Source organism: Tenacibaculum sp. MAR_2010_89, from assembly GCF_900105985.1.
GTDB lineage: Bacteria > Bacteroidota > Bacteroidia > Flavobacteriales > Flavobacteriaceae > Polaribacter > Polaribacter halocynthiae.
Map to the genome: position 1 here is coordinate 2738781 of NZ_FNUB01000005.1, position 23106 is coordinate 2761886.

The following is a 23106-nucleotide window of genomic DNA, read 5'->3' on the forward strand; positions in this document are numbered from 1 at the left end:
GTTAGTTAGTTTTTATAGATACTTTAGTTGAAGTTTATTTTTATCTATATTTTTTTCTGATTCATTTGCTAAAAACTCAATACTATTTTTTAACAAATATAATTTTATTTTTGATTTATCATCATCATTTTCAATCATTTCAAAAACTCTATTTCCAAATTTTTTATAAAATTGATTAAGATAGTTTTTGTCTTTTTTAACACTTTCTAGGGTTTTATAGTTCTTCAGCTTTGAAACAATCCATCTATGAGTTACTAATTTTTTTAATGATTTTTTTAATTTCTTATCAATCTCACTATATTCTTTTTGTAACAACTTAGAATATTCTTTTCTATCCTCTTTACTCTTATTATATAATGAATGTTTTATAGCTTCTTTTTTATCTTTTAAATATTCTAATTCCATTCTATAATCTAATCTATTAGCATCTTTTAATAAATCATTTAAAACACCATGCAAAGTAGAATAATAGATACTCAAGCTTTTTTCAGAGTCATATAGTGCTTTTAAAAATTGAATTGCTTTAATTTTATACGCTTTTTTATTATCTTCTTTAGCAATTTCAATTCTATTATCATTAAACTTTCTCTTTCTCTTTAAAGGCAAATCTTTAAAAATTGAAGAGTTTAATAATATTGCTATTTTTTGATCTACATCTTCAATTGATCCTTTATAAATAGAATCTCTGTATTTAAAATTAATAGCATCATTTTTAACTCTTTTTCGCTTTTTCTTTTTAAGACGTACTCTCCTTTTCCTTTTTCTGAATTTTATATTCTTCGAATCAAAAACACCGAAATTATAAGTGTAACCAAAAGTTACTGTAAAATCTTTTTTTGAATTATTTAAAGAGCTTCTTAATTGAGCTAGCGTGTTTAAGTTAAAATTATGTCGTTTTTTATAAATATAGCGTCCACTAATCCTGAAGTTAGTAATGTCGCCTTGTTTTTCTCCATTATTTATACTTTGATTATATCCTAATGAACTATTTACTTTCAGTTTTTTTTCTAAAAAACTTTTATTAGCCGATACTGTTGGCCCTATTATGACACTATTATTATCAGCTACCTTATTATAACTTCCATTTAAAGCTCCAGATATATTTAAATTAGACTCTGGGTACCCTATTGTATATACTACATTACCATTATAGAGTGTTGACTTATCCAGATTGCTAGCTTTACCATCAATCTCATTTACTGCATCTTGAAATGTTAATCCTACATTAATATTTTGTCTAGAACTTTCTGTATCTTTAAGGATATAGTTTACATTAAGATTTGCATTTTGTGATATTTGAGACACATTAGCTTTATCTAACTCTTGTTCAATTTGAGATACTCCGTTAATAAAATCGAATTGATTTTTTATATTAGTATAAGATTGAAAATTAGAATATGCTAATGTCATATTCATTTTTTTACTTGCATCAAAAGCTAAGTTAATAGAACTAACTAATCTTTTTAATTGAGTTGCTTTACTTCCATCTAAATCATCTTTTTGTAAACCTGCATTTACAGTAATAGCTAATTTATCTTTAAATATACGTTGGGATGCATTTACTGTTATGTTTTCTAAATCATTATTAAAAAAATAACCTCCTAGTGTTTGATAGTTTGGATCTATATATTCGTAACCTACTCCTATACTTCCTTTTCCTATTTGATAAACAAAATTAAAATTAAATGCTTTATAATAACGGGTTGTTACATTAGAATTTAATAAAAAGGACATGAACCCATCGCTCTTTCCTCCTGCTCTTATATCTTCTGTTAAAGCAGAAAAAGCTATTTCTCCTTTTACTTTTAACCCTTTAATAACGTTTGCTTCTCCATCAACACTAATTACAGTATTGTCCTTTGGTTGAATATTTTTCTCTACAGGTATTCTTTCTTTTAACGAACTTAAATCATCACTTGCTTTAAAAAATATTCCTCCAATAGAGAATTTATCAAATTTATAAGAAGCTTTAAATCCATATCCCATTCTTTTATAGTTAGCTTCTCCATTTAAATTTTCTGTACTATACTCTCTCTCTTTTAAAAGTCTTCCATACATTAAACTTACTTTAAAATTTCCTTTAGGTGACAAATCAAGTCCTAATCCAGTAAATTGATGCCCACTTAATGTATAAGGAGAAAAAGACATATTTACATCTCCAATATGAGCAGTGACCCATTTATAATTTGGATGTAAACTAAGCCTATTAAAAGAAAAAGGATTATTAGTTTGAAATTTACTGTTAGAATAAGAAAATGATAAAGGGATATTATAAACATCACTTATATTCAAATTAATATTTCCTGATAAAAAATAAGTAAAAGGTTCTCTATTAGAGTCTCCGCTATAAAAAACTGAGTTAACTCCAACACCACCTGTTAATTTAAAGATTGATGATTTACCTATTTTCTCTAAGTTTTGACTAAAAACGATAAAGGGAAATAGTACAAAAATGTACAACGTTTTTTTTAGTTCCAATTTCAGCAATTAATTGATACGCAAAGAAAACAATTTTTATTCTAAAAATAAACTAGTTAGTTAAAAAAAATTTACATTTCTTTAACAATAAAATTTTCATAAAAAAAGGCCCAAGTTTTACACTTGAGCCTTTTTAAATCAACTATTAAAAACTAACTAATCACTAACTGTTATGTTAAGTAATCAATTATAAGACGACCTGCTCTTTCAATAGTTACACTTTAATTTTACCTTTAACAGTATTTTATGATATCAACTTACTCAATAAACAAACGTTGCCCAATAAAAATAGTATTACTTTTTAAATTATTCATACTTTTAATTTCAGTTACAGACTTTCCGTATTGTTTTGCTATACTATATAATGTATCGCCAGAACCAACAATATGATTCATTTTTTCAACATTAACTACCGTTGATTTTTCATCAATAGATGAAACTTCTTTTTTTTGTTTTAAATCTTCATAGCCCACCACTATCTCATCACCTATTTCAATCTTATCAAAGTTTTCCAAACTATTTAATTGATATAACTTCCCTAAATTTAGATTATACTTTCTTGCAATTGTACTTAATGTTTCTCCTTTTAGAACTATATGAGTTATTGTTGGGTCATATTCAACCTTTATCTTTTTTTGAGGTTTTGTAGCTGGGTTAATTGGTAAAACTTTTGATACATCGCCAGTTATTAAATTCATATAAGCTATTTTACCATTCAATGAAATTTTATCCCACCCTTTTGGCAATTTACTTTCTTGAGCGTACGTATAATTACTAATAAATAGTAGTAAATAAAATATTAAAAAAGTTTTCCTCATTATTCTTCTCTTTAACTCTCATCAAATATACTAATCTTTAAGCTATTACATTATAACAATAAAAACCCCACAAAGTATATATACCTATATGGGGTTAATAACAAAATTACGCTTTGCCTTTAATTTGTTTTAATAAATTTACCAATATGTTTTTTATTATTTCTCTTATAAGAATAAAAATATAAACCACTTTTTAAAGAGCTAACATTAAATACTTTTTTACTTGTATTTAAATTTGTTTTCTCTCTAAAAACTACAGCACCATTAATATCAAACACCTCAATTTCAGAATTTATATTAGCCTCTCTCATATTTAAATCAACAATTATTAAATTATTAATTACTGGGTTAGAGAATACTTTTACTTCTTCTTCACTTAAAACTTGCTTAGTTGTTAGTGATTTTCTAAGTTGTTGACCTAAAGAATCAAAATATGCCTTATGGCTTGTAGAAAAAGTAGAATTATTAGCTAAATCCCAATTTATAGACCAAGTCATTAACCCTCTAAATTCAGGATAAGTAGTACTAGTAGTATAAGTTCTATTTGGATACGATGTACCTTTAATTAAATAATCTAATGCTTGTTGAACTATAGCTTCTGATGTATATCCACTTCCTGCTGCTCTTGGTTCAGCTGGTAAACCTATTGCTACTTGATTTGATCTTAATCCTGGAAAATTTAACCCTGTTTGTGCTACCTTAAACCCAGTAATTAACATTTCTGCCATTGCTACATGAAAATCTGCTGTAGCTGGTTGATATATTTTACCATCTCTACCAAACATTGAACCTGTATTATAATGTTGTACATGTATATAATCCATTTGATCACGTAAAGCGTGTATTACAGGTAAGTATGCTCCAAAGATTCCTGAATAATTTCCATATGCACCTTGTACATATGCCGTTTCTGGAGCCATACTTAATGTAAATTTACTTGCTCCTACATTATTTATTACCTCTTTAGTACCTTGAATAAGGTTTACTATTTTTGGTGTTGTAGGGTTTCTAAAATCCGTATCACCTGAATTTAAAGACAGAGAATTTCCTTCTAGATCAATATCTAAACCATCAAAGCCATATGTATTAATAATACTTGTCATTGATGCAACAAATTCATTTTTATCTGTTTCATTATTTAGCTCTACATGAGCATTAGCTCCTCCTATAGAAATTAATACTTTTTGACCTCTACCTTGTAAAATAGCCACGTCATTTTTAAATTCATTTATATTTCCTCCATAAATACTAAATGGGGAAAATTTCATATCAGATTTACTACCTGTTTTTGGCTCTGCAAACGCTACACAAACAACATCCCAATTAGATGACACATCTCTTAATTTTGGAATTGTTGAGCCATTATCAAAGTTATGCCAATAACCAACTAATATTTTTCCTGATATTGGAGTTTGTGTTCCATCTGATATTACAACAGAAGAAGATGTTGTAGAATTATTTTCATTATCAGTAGCTTTTGCTGTTAATATATATTTACCTGCCTGTGCATTTGCTACCGTATATGAATATGGGCTACTAGTATCTTCCCCTAATTTTGTTGTTCCATTAAAAAATTCAACTTTTGAAATACTTCCATCATCAGTTGCAGAAGCATTAATTGTAATTGAACCACCTACCGTATATACAGCTCCACTTACAGGAGATGTAATACTTACCTCTGGGCTACTTCCTGAACTACAACTTCCTACTTTAGCCCATGCATCTTGCCAATGAGCTCCTGTTCCTGGCGCATAAGCCCAAGCTGCTGCTGATGAACACCATCCTGCTACATTACACTTAAATTTATCTCCTCCATTTTGCACCTCTTGATTTTGATTATATGAAGTTCCAGCTGCATATTGTGTTACTCCATCACAACCAGTTCCTCCAGTATTATCTTTTTCAATCTTAACCTGTACTACTATAGATGTAGTTGAAGCATTTTTATCATCAGTTGCTTTAGCTGTTAATGTATACGTTCCTTCTAAGGCGTTAGTTATGGTATAACTGTAAGGACTTGTTGTATCCTCTCCTAATTTTGTAGTTCCATTAAAAAACACGACTTTATTAACCGTTCCGTCACTATCAGAAGCACTTGCAGTAATTTCAACAGTCGCCCCTTCTTTAAAAGTTGCATTAGTTGATGGTGAAGTTATATTTACAGTTGGAGATACATTATCACCTCCACCAGTTCCAGTACAATCCTTTATCTTCTTCCATGGTTGACCATCACCTGTATGTGTATCTGGAGTTTGATTTTTTGTCCACCATTTCGCTTGATAGTTAACATTCTTATATTTAACATTTTCTCCCCCATTATATGTAATTGTAGCTGACCAATCAGCTATTCCACTACAATTATCTACCGTACCTCCATTTACTTTTACTGTTATTACAGATGAAGTAGCACTTAAATTTTTATCATCAGTTGCTTTTGCAGTTAGTGTATATGTTCCTACTAAGGAATTTACTATATTATAGCTATAAGGACTTGTTACATCCTCTCCTAATTTTGTTGACCCATTAAAAAATTCGACTTTACTAATTGTTCCGTCACTATCAGTGGCATCAACTTTTACCTCAATTGTTTCACCTTCATTAAATATAGCATCATCAGTAGGAGAAGTTATACTAACTATTGGTGGTAAATTCTCACCGGCTCCATTAGCAACAATTGTGACAATTGATGAAGTTGATACAGCATTATCATTATCAGTAGCCTTAGCAGTTAATGTATAATTCCCAGCTACAATGTTTTCTAATGTAAATTCGTAAGGTAAAGTAGTATCTTCTCCTAATTTTGTAGATCCATTAAAAAATTCGACTTTACTAATTGTTCCGTCACTATCAGAAGCATTTGCTTTTATTGTAACAGTATCTCCTTCTGCATAAGTTGCATTATTACTTGGTGAAGTTATACTTACTGAGGGTGAAGTATTTCCTCCTGTTCCACCATTAGCAAAAACTTCATTCATTTTATTTACAAGAGGCGACTTTACATTTGACCAGCGTTTCAATTTGGTTCCAAAAGATGTCGCTGAACCACTTATTTCAAGATCACCATAAACTGTCCAAACAATAGTACCTGCAAGTTCATTATCGTTTATAAATTGAGCCTTTATGCCTATAGATTCTTCATCATCATAACTTAAAAAGAAATTTCCTTTAACCAAATAAGGTACTTTAGCTTCATCATCCCACTTTCTTGTCCATCCACTATTAGGAGACAATGCTTTTTGCTTTATAAAAAAATAATTAGGAGTACCATCATACACTTCTAACTTCCAATTAGTATAATCAGAAGCTGTTTGTATAGGGCCATCTGGTTGAATTGTTACTGCCTTTTTAACTGTTTTAGCATTTAAATCAGCAGCTCCTTCAGTTACTACTCCCCTACCATAAAATGGAGCACCAAAACAAATTTTATTTTTTGGGACACCATTATCTACTAATTTTTGTAGAGTTGCTTGCCAATTAAAAAAAGAAACTTCTGCATTTGCATATGGATATACTGGTGCATTATGCCCAGCTTTGTTTGACCAACCACCATTCATATCATAGGTCATCATATTAAAGTAATCCATTGAATTAGATAATTTATTCCAATTAAAACCATCTAATTTCCTTGGGTCAGCTGACATGGCAGATGTAATTAATTTATCAGGGCCTATAGCTACTCTAATTTCTTCTACTAAGTTCTCAAAATTAGCAAAATCGGCTTGTGTACCTGTAAAGTTCATACCTGAGTATGGCCCAGGATATTCCCAATCTAAATCAATACCATCAAAACCAGTAGCAATAAGTTTTTTACAATCTTCAATAAATCTTGCTCTCTTTACTGGATCAGCAGCCATTTCTGGAAAATGCTTACACATACTCCATCCTCCAATAGAAGCCATAACTTTTACTCCTTTTTGATGCGCTAGTTCAAGTAAACCAGGAGCACCACTTTCCTTGTGTAACGGTAAAGGTAATGGCCCACTTAACCCCCAAGTAGGATGCGTCCAAGTAGTTCCTTCCAATTCAACTTGGAACCCTTGAGCTTCTGCTCTTCTTTTTGCATCTGCGTTTATATGCTGTAAAGGATCTATTTCTCCAAATAATATATGCATATCCCAACTACTATAAATATCTTTCATAAAAATATCATTAGGCGCTTGTGTAGCTCCACTTTGATATATCTGCTTATTTCTATGATCACCACTATGTAGTGAACCATCATTAGCAACTCCAAAAAATGAATAATTTAAGATCGTATATTTAGAGTAATCAATATTTAGATGCGTTAAAGCACCTTGTCCAGGAATTCCGGCTGTTGTTGTTTTCCATGCATCCCAATTTGTTATATAACCTATAACTTGTTTTTGATGATTTGACGTTGTTGCTGTTCCACCTGTGTTTACTTGTGAAAACAAGAATGTAGTCATTAGAAGAAAAACTATTGATAGTTTTTCTCGAACGAATGAGAAGGGTTTCATAAAGTTTTTAGTTTTTAAATTAATTTCTTTTTAAGCTATAGTTTATTGATAGCATCAAAAAAAAAAATCGACAAACAACTCGAAAACAACACTCTATTACACTTTTTTATTCACGAATACTTTTATATATTCTAATTTTTATTGTAAATTTTTTCTAATATTCACCTCTGTAATTTATTAACAATAAACTAAGTAAAATTATCATTAAATTTTGATTATCAATTCTTTATATGTAGTTTTAGAAAAACTAACTAAATTTAAAAAAATGACAAATTCAAACAAACCTAATATTCTTTTTTGGATTATTGGTATTATAGCTCTCTTATGGAACGCTATGGGTGTTAATGCGTATATTCAACAAGCCTATAAAACAGATGCTTTTAAAGCCATGTATGAAGAGGAACATTTAGAAATCGTACTAAACACTCCTTCATGGGTAATGGCAGCTTTTGCATTAGCTGTTTTTGGAGGTTTATTAGGTTGTATTTTACTCTTATTAAGAAAAAAACTAGCCTTAATTGTATTTTTAATTTCATTAATAGCTATAATTATTCAAATGACTTATAATGTATTTTTAAGTAAAGCTCTTGAAGTTTACGGACCTGGTGTAGTAATAATGCCCATTATGGTAATCGTAGTTGCAGTATTCTTATATTTTTATACTAAAAAAAGTATTGATCGAGGCTGGATATCTTAAATAAAAAATAACTTATAATAAAAAAACAGTAATTAAATTACTGTTTTTTTATTGATAAAAGATGCCATTATAGATTAAATACTAAACAACTATTTACCAAATAAATCATTTTTTATTTTTGGAAGCTCCAACTCATATTTAACCACAACTGTTCTAATTATAATAATCACTGTTGCTGATATAATAAAGTGAATATCTTCATTTATATTAAAGTAACCAAGTATTAAATACACTACACCACCAGCTAAGCAAGCAGATGCATATATTTCCTTTTTAAAAATTAAAGGTACCTTTCTTGTTAAAACATCTCTAATTACACCTCCAAAAACTGCTGAAACCATTCCCATTACTAAAGCTATAAATGGGTGTAAATTATATGATAATCCTTTTTGTAAGCCCAATAAAGTAAAAACGCTTATACCAATTGTATCAAACAAAAACATAGTTTTTCGCAAGGGTGCTATTCTACTTCTAAATAAAAAAGTTATAGCAACAGCTGTTAAAATTGTCCATATATAATTTATATCTCCAATCCAGTTTATAGGGTGCGCATTTATTAGTACATCACGTACCATACCTCCTCCAACTGCAGTTACAAAAGCAATAATAATAACTCCAAAAACATCAAAATCTTTCTTTAATGCAACCAGAGCTCCACTTATAGCAAAAGCAAACGTACCAATGATATCTATTGCATAAATTATATTCATTTTAAATTGTAATTTCAGAAATTCTTATCTGTAACAATCTTTCAACCTCTTTAATACGACTTCTTTCATTTTTAAGAATCAAAGTTAAAGAAACTCCTTTCTTACCAGCTCTTGCTGTTCTTCCACTTCTATGCGTATAATACTCTAGTTTTTCTGGTAATTGATGATGAATAACAAACCCTAAATTTTGTACATCTATACCTCTAGCTGCTACATCAGTTGAAACTAATATTTGTAAATTTTCTTTTTTAAATGCACGCATAACTTTATCACGCTCCTTTTGTTGCATATCTCCTTCTAAAGCTTCTACAGAAAAACCTTCTTCTTTCAATTCTTTTGTTAGTTTTTGAGCACCTGCTTTTGTTCTTGAAAAAATGATTCCTCTTTCTGAGTTTCTTCTTTCTATGAACTTAACAATTAAATTTACTTTTTCAGGAATTGTGGTTTCAACAAACTGATGAGTGATATTAGCATTTACTAATGAGTTTTTATTCACCTCTACTTGTTTTGCTGAGGCATTCATATATTTTTTTATAATACTTCTTATTTCATCTGGCATAGTTGCTGAAAACAACCATGTTTTTCTTGTTCCAGAAGTATATTTTAAAATACGATTCAACTCTTCTTTAAACCCCATACTTAGCATTTCATCAGCTTCATCAAGTACAAGTGTTTTTATATCGTTTAAATCTACCTCTCCTCTTTCTATCAAATCAATTAAACGTCCAGGAGTAGCAATAACAATATGAGTTGTTCTTTGTAAATTTTTTATTTGGCGATCAATTTTTTCACCTCCATAAACAGCTTCTAAAAAAATTTTATCATCAACATATTTCGTAAACTTAAATAATTGTTTTTTTATTTGCTGAACCAACTCTCTAGTTGGTGATAAAATCAAAGCCTGAATAGTATTTTTTGATGCATCAATTTTATGTAAAATAGGTAAGCCATAAGCAGCTGTTTTACCAGTACCAGTTTGAGCCAATCCTATAAAATCTGAATTATTTTCTAATAAATAAGGTATCGCTTCTTCTTGTACTTTTGTTGGAATAGTTATTCCTAACTCTTTTAACCCCTTTACATACTCTTTTCTTATCCCTAACTCTCTAAATGTTGTCATCCTTAATTTATTTATAACTGCAAAGATATTGCTTATTTTTTGCCTAAAAGTAAGTTTGTTATTTCTTTAGTTACCCTTTTAGGTTTTAATTTAATTGCATCAAGTAGGCAAAATGTTGTTTGCGATTTCACTAATAAAGTTTCACCTCTATACATTTCAAAATGACGAATTGACTTTATTCCCTCTGTTTTACCAACCCACGTTTTTACTATAATTTTGTCGCCTAAAACTGCTTGGTTTTTATAATCTATTTCATGTCTTACTACAAACCAAACATAATCTGGTTTAGGAATATCTTTTATTAATATTGACCAATGTTCATTAGATATTTCTTGCATCCACTGAACATATACTACATTATTTACATGATTATATTCATCTATTTCGTTAGAAGACACAACACGTTTATTCTCGTAAAATTTCATGCAGCAAACTTACATGAATGATGTTAATATTTACTTAAATCTTATCTTCATTTTACTACTATAACATAATATTCATGATATTCGAGTACTGAAAACTACATATGAATAAAATTACTAACAAATTTGGCACTGAAAAAATAAGTAAACTTCTTTTAAAACAGGCTATTCCTGCTTCGATAGGGATTTTAGTAATGTCTTTAAATATGATAGTTGATACAATTTTTGTTGGCCGTTGGATTAGTGTTATGGCTATTGCTGCAATTACTGTTGTTTTACCTATTGCATTTCTTATTTCTTCTATTGGAATGGGTATTGGTATTGGCGGTAGCTCTATTATATCGAGAGCTTTAGGAAAAAAAAACACATACAAAGCTTATAAAGTTTTTGGTAATCAGGTAAGCTTAACTGTTGTACTATCCCTTTCTTTTGTTTTTATTGGTACCCTTTATTGTTCTTCAATTTTAGAATTATTTGGTGCAAATGGTAACATTATAGTTCCTGCTACAGAATATTTCCATGTCATTATTTGGGGAATTCCTTTTTTAGCTTTTGCTATGATGGGAAATCCAGTAACAAGAGCTATAGGTAAACCTAATTATGCTATGTTTACTTTAATTTTACCTGCAATAGCAAATATTTTACTAGATATCATTTTTATTAAATTTATGAATTTAGGCATGTACGGTGCTGGTTTAGCTACTTCAATTTCTTATGCTGTAAGCGGACTATTTATTTTATGGTTTTTTCTTTCAAAAAATACCGAATTAAAGATCATTCCAAAGTATTTTATTATTGACTTTTCCATTTTAAAAGAAATTGTTTCTTTAGGTGGTATTACAATAATTAGACAAGGTACTATTAGTGTTCTTGTTATCATTTTAAATTTTACATTATTTAAATATGGGGGTGAAATATCTATAGCTATTTATGGTATAATTAATAGAGTTATGATGTTTTCACTTTTCCCTGTACTTGGGGTTACTCAAGGTTTTTTACCTATTGCAGGTTATAATTATGGCGCTAATGATTCACAAAGAGTTAAAGAGTCTATTAAAACATCTATTATATTTGGTACAGGTATTGCTACATTTATTTTTATTTTAATAATGCTATTTCCTTCTCAGCTAGTGGGTATTTTTACAGATGATAAAGAATTATTAAACCAAACTCCAAATGCTTTAATTATTGCCTTTTTAGCAACTCCTGTAATTACTACGCAACTTATAGGGTCTGCTTATTTCCAAGCGGCAGGCAAGGCATTACCTGCATTATTATTAACTTTATTAAAACAAGGGTTTTTCTTAATTCCATTAGTATATGTTTTGCCTAAATTTTATGGTATTAATGGCGTATGGATTTCTTTTCCTATAGCAGATATTTTATCTACTCTAATTACTTATTTTTTCTTGCAAAGAGAAATTCGTTTAAACTTAAAAATTAATAATTAACATTATCTTTTTTTATCATATTAAAAAAACTCGTACATTTGGAACGTTCATTTCAATTAAATGCCAAAAGTAGAAACCTTTAATAAAGAAGTTGTAATAAAACAAGCTACTGAAGTTTTTCATCGGAAAAGCTACAGCTTAACGTCTATGCAAGATCTAGTAGATGCAACTGGCTTAAACCGATCTAGTATTTATAATACTTTTGGTAGCAAGCTAGATTTATATACAGTTTGTTTAAAAAGTTATCAAACTAACTTTAAATGTAGTATAGAAAATATTTTAAAGAATATTAATTCACCTCTTAAAGCAATTGAAGCTATTTTTATATTAAATATTAAGCAAAATAAGAATAATAAAAATATAGGTTGCTTAATTAATAATTGTACTTCAGAAATGGCCAATCAAGAAGTTACAATTCAAAAGTTCTTAGATAATAATCATAAAAGCATGATTAAATTATTTCAAGATTTTATTGAAAAAGGGCAACAAGAAGGTTCTATCAACAAAAATAATACTGCATATGAATATGCTTTATATTTATTAAACTCTATTCAAGGTTTAAGTATTTCTGGAATTTTAATGAACAATTGTAAACAATTAGAAAGTATAGTTAAAACAACCCTTTCTACATTAAAATAATTTTTTTTAACCTAATTTGAAACGAACGTTTCAAATAAAACAAATAAAAATGAATAAATTACAAAACAAAGTAGCCGTAATAACAGGTGCAAATAGTGGAATTGGATTAGCAACTGCTAAATTATTCTTAAAGAATGGTGCTAAAGTTGTACTAGCAGGTAGAAGAGAAGATGCTTTAAATGAAGCTACAAATGGCTTATCTGGCGACTTTATAACTGTTGTTGCTGACGTATCTAAAGATGAAGATAACATAACACTAATTAAAAAAGCTGTTGAAAAGTATGGAAACATAGATGTATTATATTTAAATGCAGGAGTTGCACCTCTTGCTACAACAACAGACATTACAACAGCACATTATAATGAGGTTTTTTGATATAAATGTTAAAGGCCCGATTTTAGCAACTAAAGAAGCTTTACCACATATGAATGATAATGGAAGTATACTATTTACTAACTCTATTGTACATCAAAAAGGCTTTGATGGTTTATCAGTGTACTCAGCTAGTAAGGGAGCCTTAAGAGCCTATGCTAGAGTATTAACATCTGAGGTTAAATCTAGAGGAATTCGTGTAAACTCAATTGCCCCTGGTCCTATTGATACACCTATTTATGGAAAAATGAACTTACCACAAGATGTTGTAGAAGAAATGGGGAAAGGTTTTGCTAGCCAAGTACCTTTAGGCAGATTTGGAACTTCTGAAGAAATTGCTAATACAGCTTTATTTTTGGCTTCAGAAGACGCTTCATATATTAATGGAGTTGAACTAGAAGTGGATGGTGGCTTAAGTCAAATATAATAATAAATAAAAAAGCTGAGATTATATCTCAGCTTTTTTTATAGTATTGACTCTCCATTTAAATTTGTAGTAAGTATATCACTCATTAAATTAAAATAAGGTCTAAGAGTTTTAAAGGAAGCATCTATTTCGTTTAAAAAGTTTTTAGACATGACTTCTTTATCTGTAAACCTTCTAATAGCTACAAAACCTTTCTTTTTAATTAAATCTATTGATTCATGTTCTTTATCAAATCCTTTAGGAGCAGTCTTTAGTTCATCTCCTTCTAATTTCCCTCCAAAATATTTTATAAAGTTTTCTTCAGCAAGTATTTCTCTTATTTCAGAAGCATCTAATTCAAACTCTTTACGGATTCTAAATAAATCTTCTTTTTCTGGTTGCCAAAAGCCTCCTCCTAAAACTGTATCTCCAGGCTTAACTTGTAAAAAGTACCCTCCTCTTAATTCTTTACCTTTTCTTGAATAGGAAACTGCAAAACGAGGATTATAAGGTGTTTTATCTTTTGAAAAACGCACATCTCTATATATTCTATATACTTTTTGCTTTTCAATCTCATCATGTAACTCTAGGTTTTGATTTATCTCAGTAAATAATTCTTTCGCATTATTCAAGGAAAGGTCATACACTTTTTTATTTTCTGCAAACCAATCTCGGTTATTATTATTTTCTAAATCTTGTAAAAATTGAAAAGTTTTTTTTTCGAATTGCATCTAACTAAAATTTGATTTAAATATACAAAAAAACCCTATAGAAAATATTTCAATAGGGTTAATTATATATGTTTAATTTAACTATGTTTTATACATTAAATCTAAAGTTCATGATATCACCATCTTGAACAATGTATTCCTTTCCTTCTACTCCTAACTTTCCAGCTTCTTTAACTTTTTGTTCACCACCTAAAGAAGTATAATCATCATACTTTATAACTTCAGCTCTAATAAAACCTTTTTCAAAATCGGTATGAATTACCCCAGCAGCCTGTGGAGCAGTATCACCTATGTTTATAGTCCAAGCTCTTACTTCTTTAACTCCAACAGTAAAATACGTTTGTAAATTTAATAACTTATATGCAGCTCTAATTAAAACTGAGGCACCAGCTTCTTCAAGACCTATATCAGCCAAAAACATTTGACGCTCTTCGTAATCATCTAATTCAGTAATATCTGCCTCAGTTCCTATTGCTAATACAATAACTTCTGCATTTTCATCTTTTACTGCTTCTCTTACCTTTTCTACATAAGCATTTCCAGAAACAGCTGAACCTTCATCTACGTTACAAACATATAATACAGGCTTAGAGGTTATGAATTGTAATGACTTTACAATCTCTTGATCTTTTTCAGAGAACTCAATAGCTCTAACAGAAACACCTTCTAATAAAGTTTTTTCAACTTTTAGTAAAACCTCTAATTCTATTTGAGCTTCTTTGTTTCCAGTTTTAGCAGTTCTTTTTACACGTTCTAAACGTTTTTGAACAGTTTCTAAATCTTTTAACTGTAATTCTATATCAATAGTTTCTTTATCTCTTACTGGATCAACAGAAGCATCTACATGAATAATATTATCATTATCAAAACATCTCAATACGTGTATAATAGCATCAGTTTCTCTAATGTTTGCTAAGAATTGATTTCCTAAACCTTCTCCTTTACTTGCTCCTTTAACTAAACCTGCAATATCAACAATCTCTACAGTTGCTGGCATTACCCTTTCAGGATTTACCATACCTTCTAAAACTTGAATTCTTGGGTCTGGTACATTCACCACTCCTATGTTAGGTTCAATAGTACAAAATGGGAAATTTGCACTCTGCGCTTTAGCATTTGACAAACAATTAAACAATGTCGATTTTCCTACGTTTGGTAATCCTACAATTCCAGCTTTCATTATAATATGTTATTGATATTTTTTGCGAATGCAAATATAGTATATTACTTGGTTTTATGACTATAATTTGTAGAACCTAATACAACTAGTTTAACAGTTTTTTATCATATTAATATTTTTTTCACTACATTTATCGGGAATTAACTACTAATTAATGAGTAATTTATCTGATGACATTTTATGGAAATCATTAAAAGAAGGTGATCTTAAAGCTTTTTCTGTACTATTCAAAAAGTTTTATCCTCCTCTATTTAGTTATGGTCTAAAAATTTCAAAAGATCCTGTTATTACTGAAGATTCTTTACAAGATTTCTTTGTATATATATTTGAACACAAAGAAAACTTAAGTGACTTAGATAAGATTGCTCCTTACTTATTTTCTTCTTACAGACGATTTATTATTAAGAGAATAAACAAGATTAAAAAATATTCAATAGTTAGAAACATTGATAAAAATATTGTTGATATAAATTTTACCCCAGAAGAGTTTATAACTAACCAAGAATCAACAACCTTTAGAAATAAAAACCTTACCAAACTAGTCAACGAACTACCCAAAAGACAAAAAGAAGTTATTTATTTAAAATTTCATTGTAATTTAAAAGCTAAAGAAATAGCAGAAACAATGGATATTAACTATCAAAGTGTAATAAATATACTTCATAAAGCTATTAAAAATTTAAGAGAAGAAATGGCTATTTTACAATTATTAAATTCATAAATTTGCGGGATTAAAAAGAGTATATATATAAAATAATGTACTTTATATATATACACAGTTAGTATTACTATAATTTAATGGCTAAAAGGACGTATAATACAATTCATGATTTTTTAAATGATTCATCATTTAAAAACTGGGCTCATAACAGTCAGTTATCTGATATTTCTTTTTGGGATTTTTGGTTAAAAAACAATCCTTTAAAGAAAGATATTGCTTATGAAGCACGTGATATATTACTAGGCATTAATTTTAAAAAAACGTCTATACCAGAAGAAAAGTTAAATATTGAGTGGAACAAACTTGAAACTAAACTAAAAGCTACTCAAAACAAAAAAAATAATATTTTAAATAAAAAATATTTAACTCTAATTAGTGTTGCTGCAAGTATTTTAATATTGATTTCTGTAGGTATATATACTACTTTTTTAAACTCATCGTATATTACTCATAAAACAGCATATGGTGAAACGTTAGATTTAAAATTAAAAGATGGTACTTCTGTTACATTAAACTCTAACTCTAGCATTACATATAAAAATAATAATGTTAGAAAAGTATGGCTTAAAGGTGAGGCTTATTTTAAAGTTAATAAAAAAGAAACCACTAACGCAAAATTTTGGGTAAATACCGATGACCTAAAAGTAGAAGTATATGGAACAGAATTTAACGTTAATACTAAAAAAGAAAAAACAAAAGTATATTTAGAAGAAGGTAGTATTTGGTTAACTATGAATAATGGAAAATCTAAAAAAATGATACCGGGTAACTATATTGAATACTCATCTGAATATAAAAAAATAACAGTTGATGAAAAATTAATTTCAAATGAAGAGAAAACATCTTGGAAAAATGGAAAGTTAATTTTTAACAACTATACATTAGAAGAAGCATTAAACAAGGTAACAGATACCTATGGAGTAAATTTCACTTATAAAAACCCTGAAACTAAAGCGTTTTTAATTACTGGAATAGTTCCTACAACTAATTTAGATATCTGTTTAAATGCTATAAAAAAATCAACAAATATTATTATTAAAAAAGAAAATACTAAATTAGTGGTTTATAAAAAATAACCAACCACCTTTTTTAATGTCCAAAAAGAATACTAAAATACATTTTATACTATTCTTTGCTTGCCTTTTTTATTTTCTTACTAGCTATTCTCAAAATAAAAAACAGTTACTTCTTAGTGATGCTTTAAATATAATAAGCAATAAACATAAGGTGTTTTTTACCTATAACCCTGTTGTTATAAAAGATCAAAAAGTAGAAGTTCAAAACTTACAAAAGCTCCCACTAAATCAGTCAATTGAATTATTAAAAAAATTAACTTCTTACAAAATAGATTATCTAGGAAACAACTATTATGTATTGTATGCTTCAATAAAAAATAAATATTATACAAATCAAAAATCATTATACAATACACAATTAAAACTATTAAAAGATAGTATCAATAAAAAAGAGGAAGAAGTTACAGTACGAGGAATTGTACTTAATCAATATTATCAACCAATAAAAAAAGTTAATATTATTGAAAGTAATACCCAAAATGGAACCATTTCTAGAAATGACGGATCTTTTGAGTTAAAGCTTCTTATAAATAATCCTATCATATTTACTCATATAGGATATAAAACAGAAATTGTTCAAACAAAAAATAAATTTTTAAGAGTATTATTAAAATCGGGAATTGAATTAGATGAAATATTAATAGTCGGGTCTAGAAATAATCAAAGAAAGAAAGTAGACTCACCTGTATCAACCGATGTTATCGAAATAGATAATATTAAAAAGAAAAGTGAATTTTTAGAGGTAAATCAGTTTATTCAAAATGAAATTCCTTCATTTAATGCTACTAAACAATCAGGTTCAGATGGAGCTGATCATATTGTTCCTGCAACATACAGAGGATTAGGACCAGATCAAACATTAGTTTTAATTAATGGTAAAAGAAGACATCAAGCATCACTTATCAATTTATACGGAACAAGAGGTAGAGGGAATTCTGGTACAGATTTAAATGCTATTCCTGCCTCTGCAATTAAAAGAATAGAAGTTCTTAAAGATGGAGCCTCTGCTCAATATGGTTCTGATGCTATCGCAGGTGTTATAAATATAGTTTTAAAAGATAATGTTAATCAAACAAATATAAATTCAACTGTAGGGTTTTATAATGCAAATAATAATTCAGATCAAAGTAAAAAAGGTATCGATGGATTTACCTATAAAGCTGATGTAAATTACGGAACTAAAATTAATAAAAATGGTTTTGTAAATGTTTCAGCAGAGTTTCTTTCTAAAGATCATACATTTAGAAATGGTACAAATGTTCGACAAAAATATGGCGATGCAGCACTAAAAAGTAGTAATTTATTCATCAATTCTGAAATACCTATTTCCCCTACAATGAGAGCTTACACAAATGGAGGATATAGTTTTAAAAACACTGAAGCTTATGCTTTTACTAGAACTTCAGATAGTGAAAGAAATATAATAAGTATTTATCCAAATGGATTTAATCCAATGATTACTTCTAACATTTCAGATAAGTCATTTACACTAGGTTTAAAAGGAAAATTAAAAGGATGGAATATTGACTTTAGTAACACGTATGGAAAAAATAATTTCCATTATTTCATAAAAGAAACTCTAAATGCTACACTTCTAGATAAATCTCCAAAAGAATTTGATGCTGGTGGGCATAGCTTAAGTCAAAATACAACAAACTTTGATATTTCAAAATATTTTCGATCCACTTTTAAAGGCCTAAACATTGCCTTAGGTTTAGAAAATAGAATTGAAAGTTATAAGATTTTTGCTGGAGAAGAAGGCTCTTATGCTTCCTATGACCTTAATGGTAATATTGTTAATAGTAATACACCTATTAATCAAATACCTACCTTAAACAATAAAATAAGACCTGGAGGATCTCAAGGTTTTCCTGGGTACTCGCCCTTAAATAAAGTAAACAGAAATCGTACAAGTTTTAGTTTATATTTTGATAGCGAAATAGATTTTTCAAAAAAGTGGCTTCTAACAACAGCTTTTCGTTATGAAAATTATAGTGATTTTGGAAACACTATTAATACTAAAATTGCTACTAGGTTTAAAGTTACTTCAACAACAAATTTAAGAGCATCATTTAGTACAGGTTTTAGAGCTCCTTCATTAGCTCAAATTTATTATAATTTAAAATTCACCAACTACATAGATAACAAACCTGTTGAATCATTTTTAATAGCTAACAACAACCCAATCACTAACAAGTTTGGAATTAAACAGTTAAAAGAAGAAAAAGCTGTTAACTATAGTTTAGGTATAAGTCACAAAGCAAGTAAAAATTTACAATTCTTTATCGACTCTTATTATATTTTTATAAAAGATAGAATTATTTTGAGTGGAAATTTTGATGCATCAAGTATTGACCCTAATGTTCAAAATGTTCAATTCTTTGCTAATGGGGTTAACACTTCAACTTACGGATTAGATTTTAAACTTAATTGGTGTAAAAAATTTACAGCTTCAAAACTCTTTATTAATTTTTCAGGAAATTTTAATAAGATGAAAATTACAAGGATAAACAATAAAGATCTTGATTTAAAAACATTTTTTGGAACAAGAGAACAATATTTTTTACTTGCTTCAGCTCCGAAACATAAATTAATTTTAAATGCTATTTACAGTAATAAAAATATATCATTAAGTTCAAGTATAACAAGGTTTAGTAGTCTTAGATTACTTGATTGGCAAATAAATAAGCCGCTTAGTGATTTTAACAACTCTCCTGAAGAAAGATTATCAGCCTCAATAGATGACTATGATGCAAAATACACTTTAGATAGTCATTTTTCTTATAAATTATCAAAAAATTATTCAATTCAAATTGGTGTCAACAATCTATTTAACACCTACCCTACTCAACAAGGCGGAAATACTGATAGTGGAGGTCTATGGGATGCTGTTCAAATGGGTAGTAATGGAGCTTTCTATTACAGTAAATTTTCTGTTAATTTTTAACTTTATTTTAACTTCTTTCAAAAAAACAGAGTATAGAAAAATAAAACTCAACTTAATAATAATACAAGGCTACTGTTAATAAAATAACAAAACAGCAAAAACCTTCTTAATTATTAACTAAATTTTTATTTATGAAAAAACTTTTCACGTTACTCTTTACAATTGTATTTAGTGGTTTTACATGGGCACAAATGCAAATTTCTGGAACAGTCACAGACTCTAACAATGATGCCCTACCTGGCGCAAATATCATTGAAAAAGGCACACAAAATGGTGCAAATACTGATTTTGATGGAAAATTTAACCTGACAGTCCAAGAAGGAGCAATACTTGTTGTTAGTTTTTCTGGATATGAAACACAGGAAGTTTCAGTTAATGGTAAAAAAGTATTTAATATTGTTTTAAAAGAAGGATTAGAACTTGATGAAGTAATTATAACAGGTAGTAGAACTCCTTCTAGAAGTAATACTACAAGTTCATTACCAATTGATGTTGTTGGTGTAAAAGAACTACAAGCAACCGGTCAAACAACTTTTGATAAAGCTTTACAGTATAAAATACCATCATTTAATACAGTACAAACACCTGTTAATGATGCTACTTCATTACTTGATCCATATGAAATTAGAAATATGGGACCAAGTAGAACGCTTATACTTATTAATGGTAAACGTAAAAACTTAAGTTCATTATTATATACACAAACATCTCCTGGTAGAGGTGAAACAGGTGCTGATATCTCTGGTATCCCAACTGACGCAATTGAAACTATTCAAATTTTACGTGATGGTGCATCTGCTCAATATGGTTCTGATGCTATTGCTGGTGTAATGAATATCATTTTAAAAAAGGATTATAAAAATGGTTCTGCAACATTTAGATCTGGAATTACTGGTGAAGGAGATGGTGAAATGCTTGGTGTTAGTGTAAATAATGGAAGTAGATTTGGTAAAAAAGGTTTTATAAACTACACTATTGATTTTTCAAAAACTAAAATGGCTAACAGACCAGGTACTGTAGATGCTGAAGGTGAAGCTGCCGATTTTGGAGCTAATATTAATTTTGTAAATGAATTTTTAGGACGTAAACCAGATGCTGGTAATATTAATGCTTCTCCTGAAACTACTGCTGCAAAATTCTTAATTAACGGTAGCCATGATTTAAGTGAAAATTCTGATTTATATTTCAATGCTGCCTATGTATATAAAATGGTTAACAGTTTTGCTAACTATAGAACTCCATATTGGAGAACTATTGGTGATTTTCCATATTTAGCTAACTTCTTCCCGGGAAGTCACCCAACAAATGCTGGTGGTTATGATGGATACCTTCCTACTTTTGAAGGTCTTTTAGGAGATTATAATGCTACAGTGGGTATTAAATCAACTATTAATGACTGGAATGTTGATGGTAGTATTACTGTAGGTGGTAACAAACAAACCTATACTGTTAGTAATTCTCATAATAGGAGTACAATTCTTGACTCTAATAATGAAAATATTTATAGAGAAAATAGTCCTATATCTTTTAAACCAGGAGGTACTGCTTTTAGTCATGTAGTAGGAAATTTAGATATTTCAAAAATATTATCAGATAATGTATCTATTGCAGTAGGTACTGAATTTAGAGCTGAAGATTTTGAAGTAATTCAAGGTGGTTTAGCTTCTTATGATGGAATTGGTGCCGATTCATTTGCTGGTAACAGACCAGAAAATTCTGGAGAATTCAACCGTTACAACTTAGGTGGATATTTTAGTGTTGAATGGGATGCTACTAAAGATTTTCAGTTAAACGGTACTGTTAGGGCTGAAAACTATTCAGATTTTGGAAGTACTTTTGTTTGGAAAGTAAGCTCACGTTATAAGTTTGCTGATGATAAATATACAATAAGAGCATCTGCTTCTACAGGATTTAGAGCTCCTACTTTACATCAAATATATACACAAAAGAAACAATATAGTTTTGTTGCTGGTTCAGGTATTCAAGTGAGTGGATTAATTAATAATGTTTCTAGAGAAGCTAGACAATTAGGGGTTCCTAGATTAAAAGCTGAAGAATCTACAAACTTTACTGTTGGTATTGGAGGTAAGCCATTCAATAACTTTAGTTTTACTTTAGATTATTATAATATTGAAGTTGAAGATAGAATTGTTTTAAGTAATGAACTTTCAACTTCATTCGGAACTGTTAGTTATTTTGCAAATGCAATTAACACAAGAACGTCTGGATTAGATGTTGTAATTGGTTATAAGAATTTAGAATTAGGAAATGGTAAATTAGGCTTTAACTTATCTGGTAACTATACATTTGAAAATGGTAGAACTGATAACAATGGTAGTGCTTTAATTGACGCAACTCAGGAAGCTTTATTATTTACTTCAAGACCAAATACTAAATGGATTTTAGGAGCAACATATGATGTTGGTAACTTTGGATTTACTTTAAACAACACTTACTTTGGAACAACGAAGTTTAAGCAAGCTGGTATGGACAGTAACTTAAGAACTGAGTTTACTCCACAAATTGTAACTGACTTAGGTGTGAACTATAATATAGATGATAATTGGACAGTAGCTTTCAATGCTAATAACATTTTAAGCGTATTACCAGAATGGAGTTTTAAAGCTGAAAACGCAGCTGGACAAGCAATTTTAAATGACCCTGCACAAGTTAAAACACAATCCAACTTAATTACTTTTAACCAACGTTATTCTCAAATGACATACGATGGTTACCATTTCAGTCAATTAGGATCTATGTTTAACTTATCAGTTAATTACAAGTTTTAATAAGATAATTGTCTTTCATTATATTTAATTATATGCAACTAAAACCTCGAAGCATTCCCCTAGCTTCGGG

17 protein-coding genes are annotated in these 23106 nt (G+C 28.9%); 9 read left to right on the forward strand and 8 right to left on the reverse strand.

Features of this window, described 5'->3' with window-relative positions:
• Positions 1 to 12 precede the first annotated feature (12 nt).
• The 3 genes from BLV71_RS15400 to BLV71_RS15410 form a co-directional block, all read right to left on the reverse strand.
• Positions 13 to 2460 carry a hypothetical protein gene (locus BLV71_RS15400; protein WP_143032802.1) on the reverse strand — a complete coding sequence of 816 codons (2448 nt, stop codon included), beginning with the start codon at positions 2458 to 2460 and terminating at the stop codon, positions 13 to 15.
• A 275-nt stretch (positions 2461 to 2735) separates the two neighbouring features.
• Positions 2736 to 3296, reverse strand: a complete 561-nt coding sequence (locus tag BLV71_RS15405; RefSeq protein ID WP_093871407.1) for a muramidase family protein — start codon at positions 3294 to 3296, stop codon at positions 2736 to 2738.
• Between the two features lie 119 nt (positions 3297 to 3415).
• A complete protein-coding gene (locus tag BLV71_RS15410) occupies positions 3416 to 7723 on the reverse strand; it encodes a glycosyl hydrolase family 18 protein (RefSeq protein WP_176974417.1) in 4308 nt (1435 codons plus the stop codon).
• Positions 7724 to 8039: 316 nt separating this feature from the next.
• Here BLV71_RS15410 and BLV71_RS15415 point away from each other — a divergent pair, with 316 nt between their 5' ends.
• Positions 8040 to 8471, forward strand: coding sequence for a hypothetical protein (locus tag BLV71_RS15415; protein ID WP_093872058.1), 432 nt, complete (start codon positions 8040 to 8042; stop codon positions 8469 to 8471).
• An 89-nt stretch (positions 8472 to 8560) separates the two neighbouring features.
• On the opposite strand, the gene BLV71_RS15420 is transcribed toward BLV71_RS15415, so the two are convergent.
• The 3 genes from BLV71_RS15420 to BLV71_RS15430 are packed head-to-tail and all read right to left on the reverse strand — an operon-like array spanning position 8561 to position 10726.
• Positions 8561 to 9181, reverse strand: coding sequence for a trimeric intracellular cation channel family protein (locus tag BLV71_RS15420; protein ID WP_093871409.1), 621 nt, complete (start codon positions 9179 to 9181; stop codon positions 8561 to 8563).
• 1 nt (position 9182) lies between these two features.
• The gene (locus tag BLV71_RS15425; RefSeq protein WP_093871410.1) at positions 9183 to 10301 is read right to left on the reverse strand and encodes a DEAD/DEAH box helicase; all 1119 of its coding nucleotides are present in this window, start codon (positions 10299 to 10301) and stop codon (positions 9183 to 9185) included.
• Between the two features lie 32 nt (positions 10302 to 10333).
• Positions 10334 to 10726, reverse strand: a complete 393-nt coding sequence (locus BLV71_RS15430; RefSeq protein ID WP_093871411.1) for an acyl-CoA thioesterase — start codon at positions 10724 to 10726, stop codon at positions 10334 to 10336.
• 101 nt (positions 10727 to 10827) lie between these two features.
• Between BLV71_RS15430 and BLV71_RS15435 the strand changes: the two genes are divergently transcribed.
• From BLV71_RS15435 to BLV71_RS18925, 4 genes are read left to right on the forward strand one after another with little or no spacing between them, the layout of a single operon-like run.
• On the forward strand, positions 10828 to 12174 hold the full coding sequence (locus BLV71_RS15435) for an MATE family efflux transporter (RefSeq protein ID WP_093871412.1): 1347 nt from the start codon (positions 10828 to 10830) through the stop codon (positions 12172 to 12174).
• 60 nt (positions 12175 to 12234) lie between these two features.
• Positions 12235 to 12813: a TetR/AcrR family transcriptional regulator gene (locus BLV71_RS15440; protein ID WP_093871413.1), complete on the forward strand. Its 579-nt coding sequence runs from the start codon at positions 12235 to 12237 to the stop codon at positions 12811 to 12813.
• A gap of 49 nt (positions 12814 to 12862) precedes the next feature.
• On the forward strand, positions 12863 to 13189 hold the full coding sequence (locus BLV71_RS18920) for an SDR family oxidoreductase (RefSeq protein WP_255405226.1): 327 nt from the start codon (positions 12863 to 12865) through the stop codon (positions 13187 to 13189).
• The gene (locus tag BLV71_RS18925; RefSeq protein WP_255405227.1) at positions 13176 to 13613 is read left to right on the forward strand and encodes an SDR family NAD(P)-dependent oxidoreductase; all 438 of its coding nucleotides are present in this window, start codon (positions 13176 to 13178) and stop codon (positions 13611 to 13613) included. The genes BLV71_RS18920 and BLV71_RS18925 overlap by 14 nt, the downstream gene beginning before the upstream one ends.
• 38 nt (positions 13614 to 13651) lie before the next feature.
• Here the strand turns inward: BLV71_RS18925 and BLV71_RS15450 are convergent, their stop codons facing one another.
• Complete coding sequence (locus BLV71_RS15450) at positions 13652 to 14323, reverse strand: DUF2461 domain-containing protein (protein WP_093871414.1); 672 nt, start codon at positions 14321 to 14323, stop codon at positions 13652 to 13654.
• 88 nt (positions 14324 to 14411) lie between these two features.
• Positions 14412 to 15503 (reverse strand): redox-regulated ATPase YchF, encoded by a 1092-nt coding sequence (gene ychF, locus BLV71_RS15455; RefSeq protein WP_093871415.1) that lies wholly within the window; start codon positions 15501 to 15503, stop codon positions 14412 to 14414.
• A 154-nt stretch (positions 15504 to 15657) separates the two neighbouring features.
• On the opposite strand from ychF, the gene BLV71_RS15460 reads away from it, so the two are divergent.
• The 4 genes from BLV71_RS15460 to BLV71_RS15475 all read left to right on the forward strand — a co-directional run bounded on the left by BLV71_RS15460 (position 15658) and on the right by BLV71_RS15475 (position 23036).
• Positions 15658 to 16224 carry an RNA polymerase sigma factor gene (locus BLV71_RS15460; RefSeq protein WP_093871416.1) on the forward strand — a complete coding sequence of 189 codons (567 nt, stop codon included), beginning with the start codon at positions 15658 to 15660 and terminating at the stop codon, positions 16222 to 16224.
• A 77-nt stretch (positions 16225 to 16301) separates the two neighbouring features.
• Positions 16302 to 17300 (forward strand): FecR family protein, encoded by a 999-nt coding sequence (locus tag BLV71_RS15465; RefSeq protein ID WP_093871417.1) that lies wholly within the window; start codon positions 16302 to 16304, stop codon positions 17298 to 17300.
• A gap of 16 nt (positions 17301 to 17316) precedes the next feature.
• The gene (locus BLV71_RS15470) at positions 17317 to 20247 is read left to right on the forward strand and encodes a TonB-dependent receptor (RefSeq protein WP_093871418.1); all 2931 of its coding nucleotides are present in this window, start codon (positions 17317 to 17319) and stop codon (positions 20245 to 20247) included.
• Between the two features lie 131 nt (positions 20248 to 20378).
• The gene (locus BLV71_RS15475) at positions 20379 to 23036 is read left to right on the forward strand and encodes a TonB-dependent receptor (protein ID WP_093871419.1); all 2658 of its coding nucleotides are present in this window, start codon (positions 20379 to 20381) and stop codon (positions 23034 to 23036) included.
• The last annotated feature ends 70 nt before the right edge of the window (positions 23037 to 23106 follow it).

Bases quoted from the DNA above. Each gene is read 5' to 3' on its own strand.
- BLV71_RS15475 (WP_093871419.1), top strand. From the start codon at position 20,379: ATGAAAAAACTTTTCACGTTACTCTTTACAATTGTATTTAGTGGTTTT.
- BLV71_RS15435 (WP_093871412.1), top strand. From the start codon at position 10,828: ATGAATAAAATTACTAACAAATTTGGCACTGAAAAAATAAGTAAACTT.
- BLV71_RS15415 (WP_093872058.1), top strand. From the start codon at position 8,040: ATGACAAATTCAAACAAACCTAATATTCTTTTTTGGATTATTGGTATT.
- BLV71_RS18925 (WP_255405227.1), top strand. From the start codon at position 13,176: ATGAGGTTTTTTGATATAAATGTTAAAGGCCCGATTTTAGCAACTAAA.
- BLV71_RS18920 (WP_255405226.1), top strand. From the start codon at position 12,863: ATGAATAAATTACAAAACAAAGTAGCCGTAATAACAGGTGCAAATAGT.
- BLV71_RS15410 (WP_176974417.1), bottom strand. From the start codon at position 7,723: ATGACTACATTCTTGTTTTCACAAGTAAACACAGGTGGAACAGCAACA.
- BLV71_RS15430 (WP_093871411.1), bottom strand. From the start codon at position 10,726: ATGAAATTTTACGAGAATAAACGTGTTGTGTCTTCTAACGAAATAGAT.
- BLV71_RS15440 (WP_093871413.1), top strand. From the start codon at position 12,235: ATGCCAAAAGTAGAAACCTTTAATAAAGAAGTTGTAATAAAACAAGCT.
- BLV71_RS15405 (WP_093871407.1), bottom strand. From the start codon at position 3,296: ATGAGGAAAACTTTTTTAATATTTTATTTACTACTATTTATTAGTAAT.
- ychF (WP_093871415.1), bottom strand. From the start codon at position 15,503: ATGAAAGCTGGAATTGTAGGATTACCAAACGTAGGAAAATCGACATTG.
- BLV71_RS15460 (WP_093871416.1), top strand. From the start codon at position 15,658: ATGAGTAATTTATCTGATGACATTTTATGGAAATCATTAAAAGAAGGT.
- BLV71_RS15450 (WP_093871414.1), bottom strand. From the start codon at position 14,323: ATGCAATTCGAAAAAAAAACTTTTCAATTTTTACAAGATTTAGAAAAT.
- BLV71_RS15470 (WP_093871418.1), top strand. From the start codon at position 17,317: ATGTCCAAAAAGAATACTAAAATACATTTTATACTATTCTTTGCTTGC.
- BLV71_RS15465 (WP_093871417.1), top strand. From the start codon at position 16,302: ATGGCTAAAAGGACGTATAATACAATTCATGATTTTTTAAATGATTCA.
- BLV71_RS15420 (WP_093871409.1), bottom strand. From the start codon at position 9,181: ATGAATATAATTTATGCAATAGATATCATTGGTACGTTTGCTTTTGCT.
- BLV71_RS15425 (WP_093871410.1), bottom strand. From the start codon at position 10,301: ATGACAACATTTAGAGAGTTAGGGATAAGAAAAGAGTATGTAAAGGGG.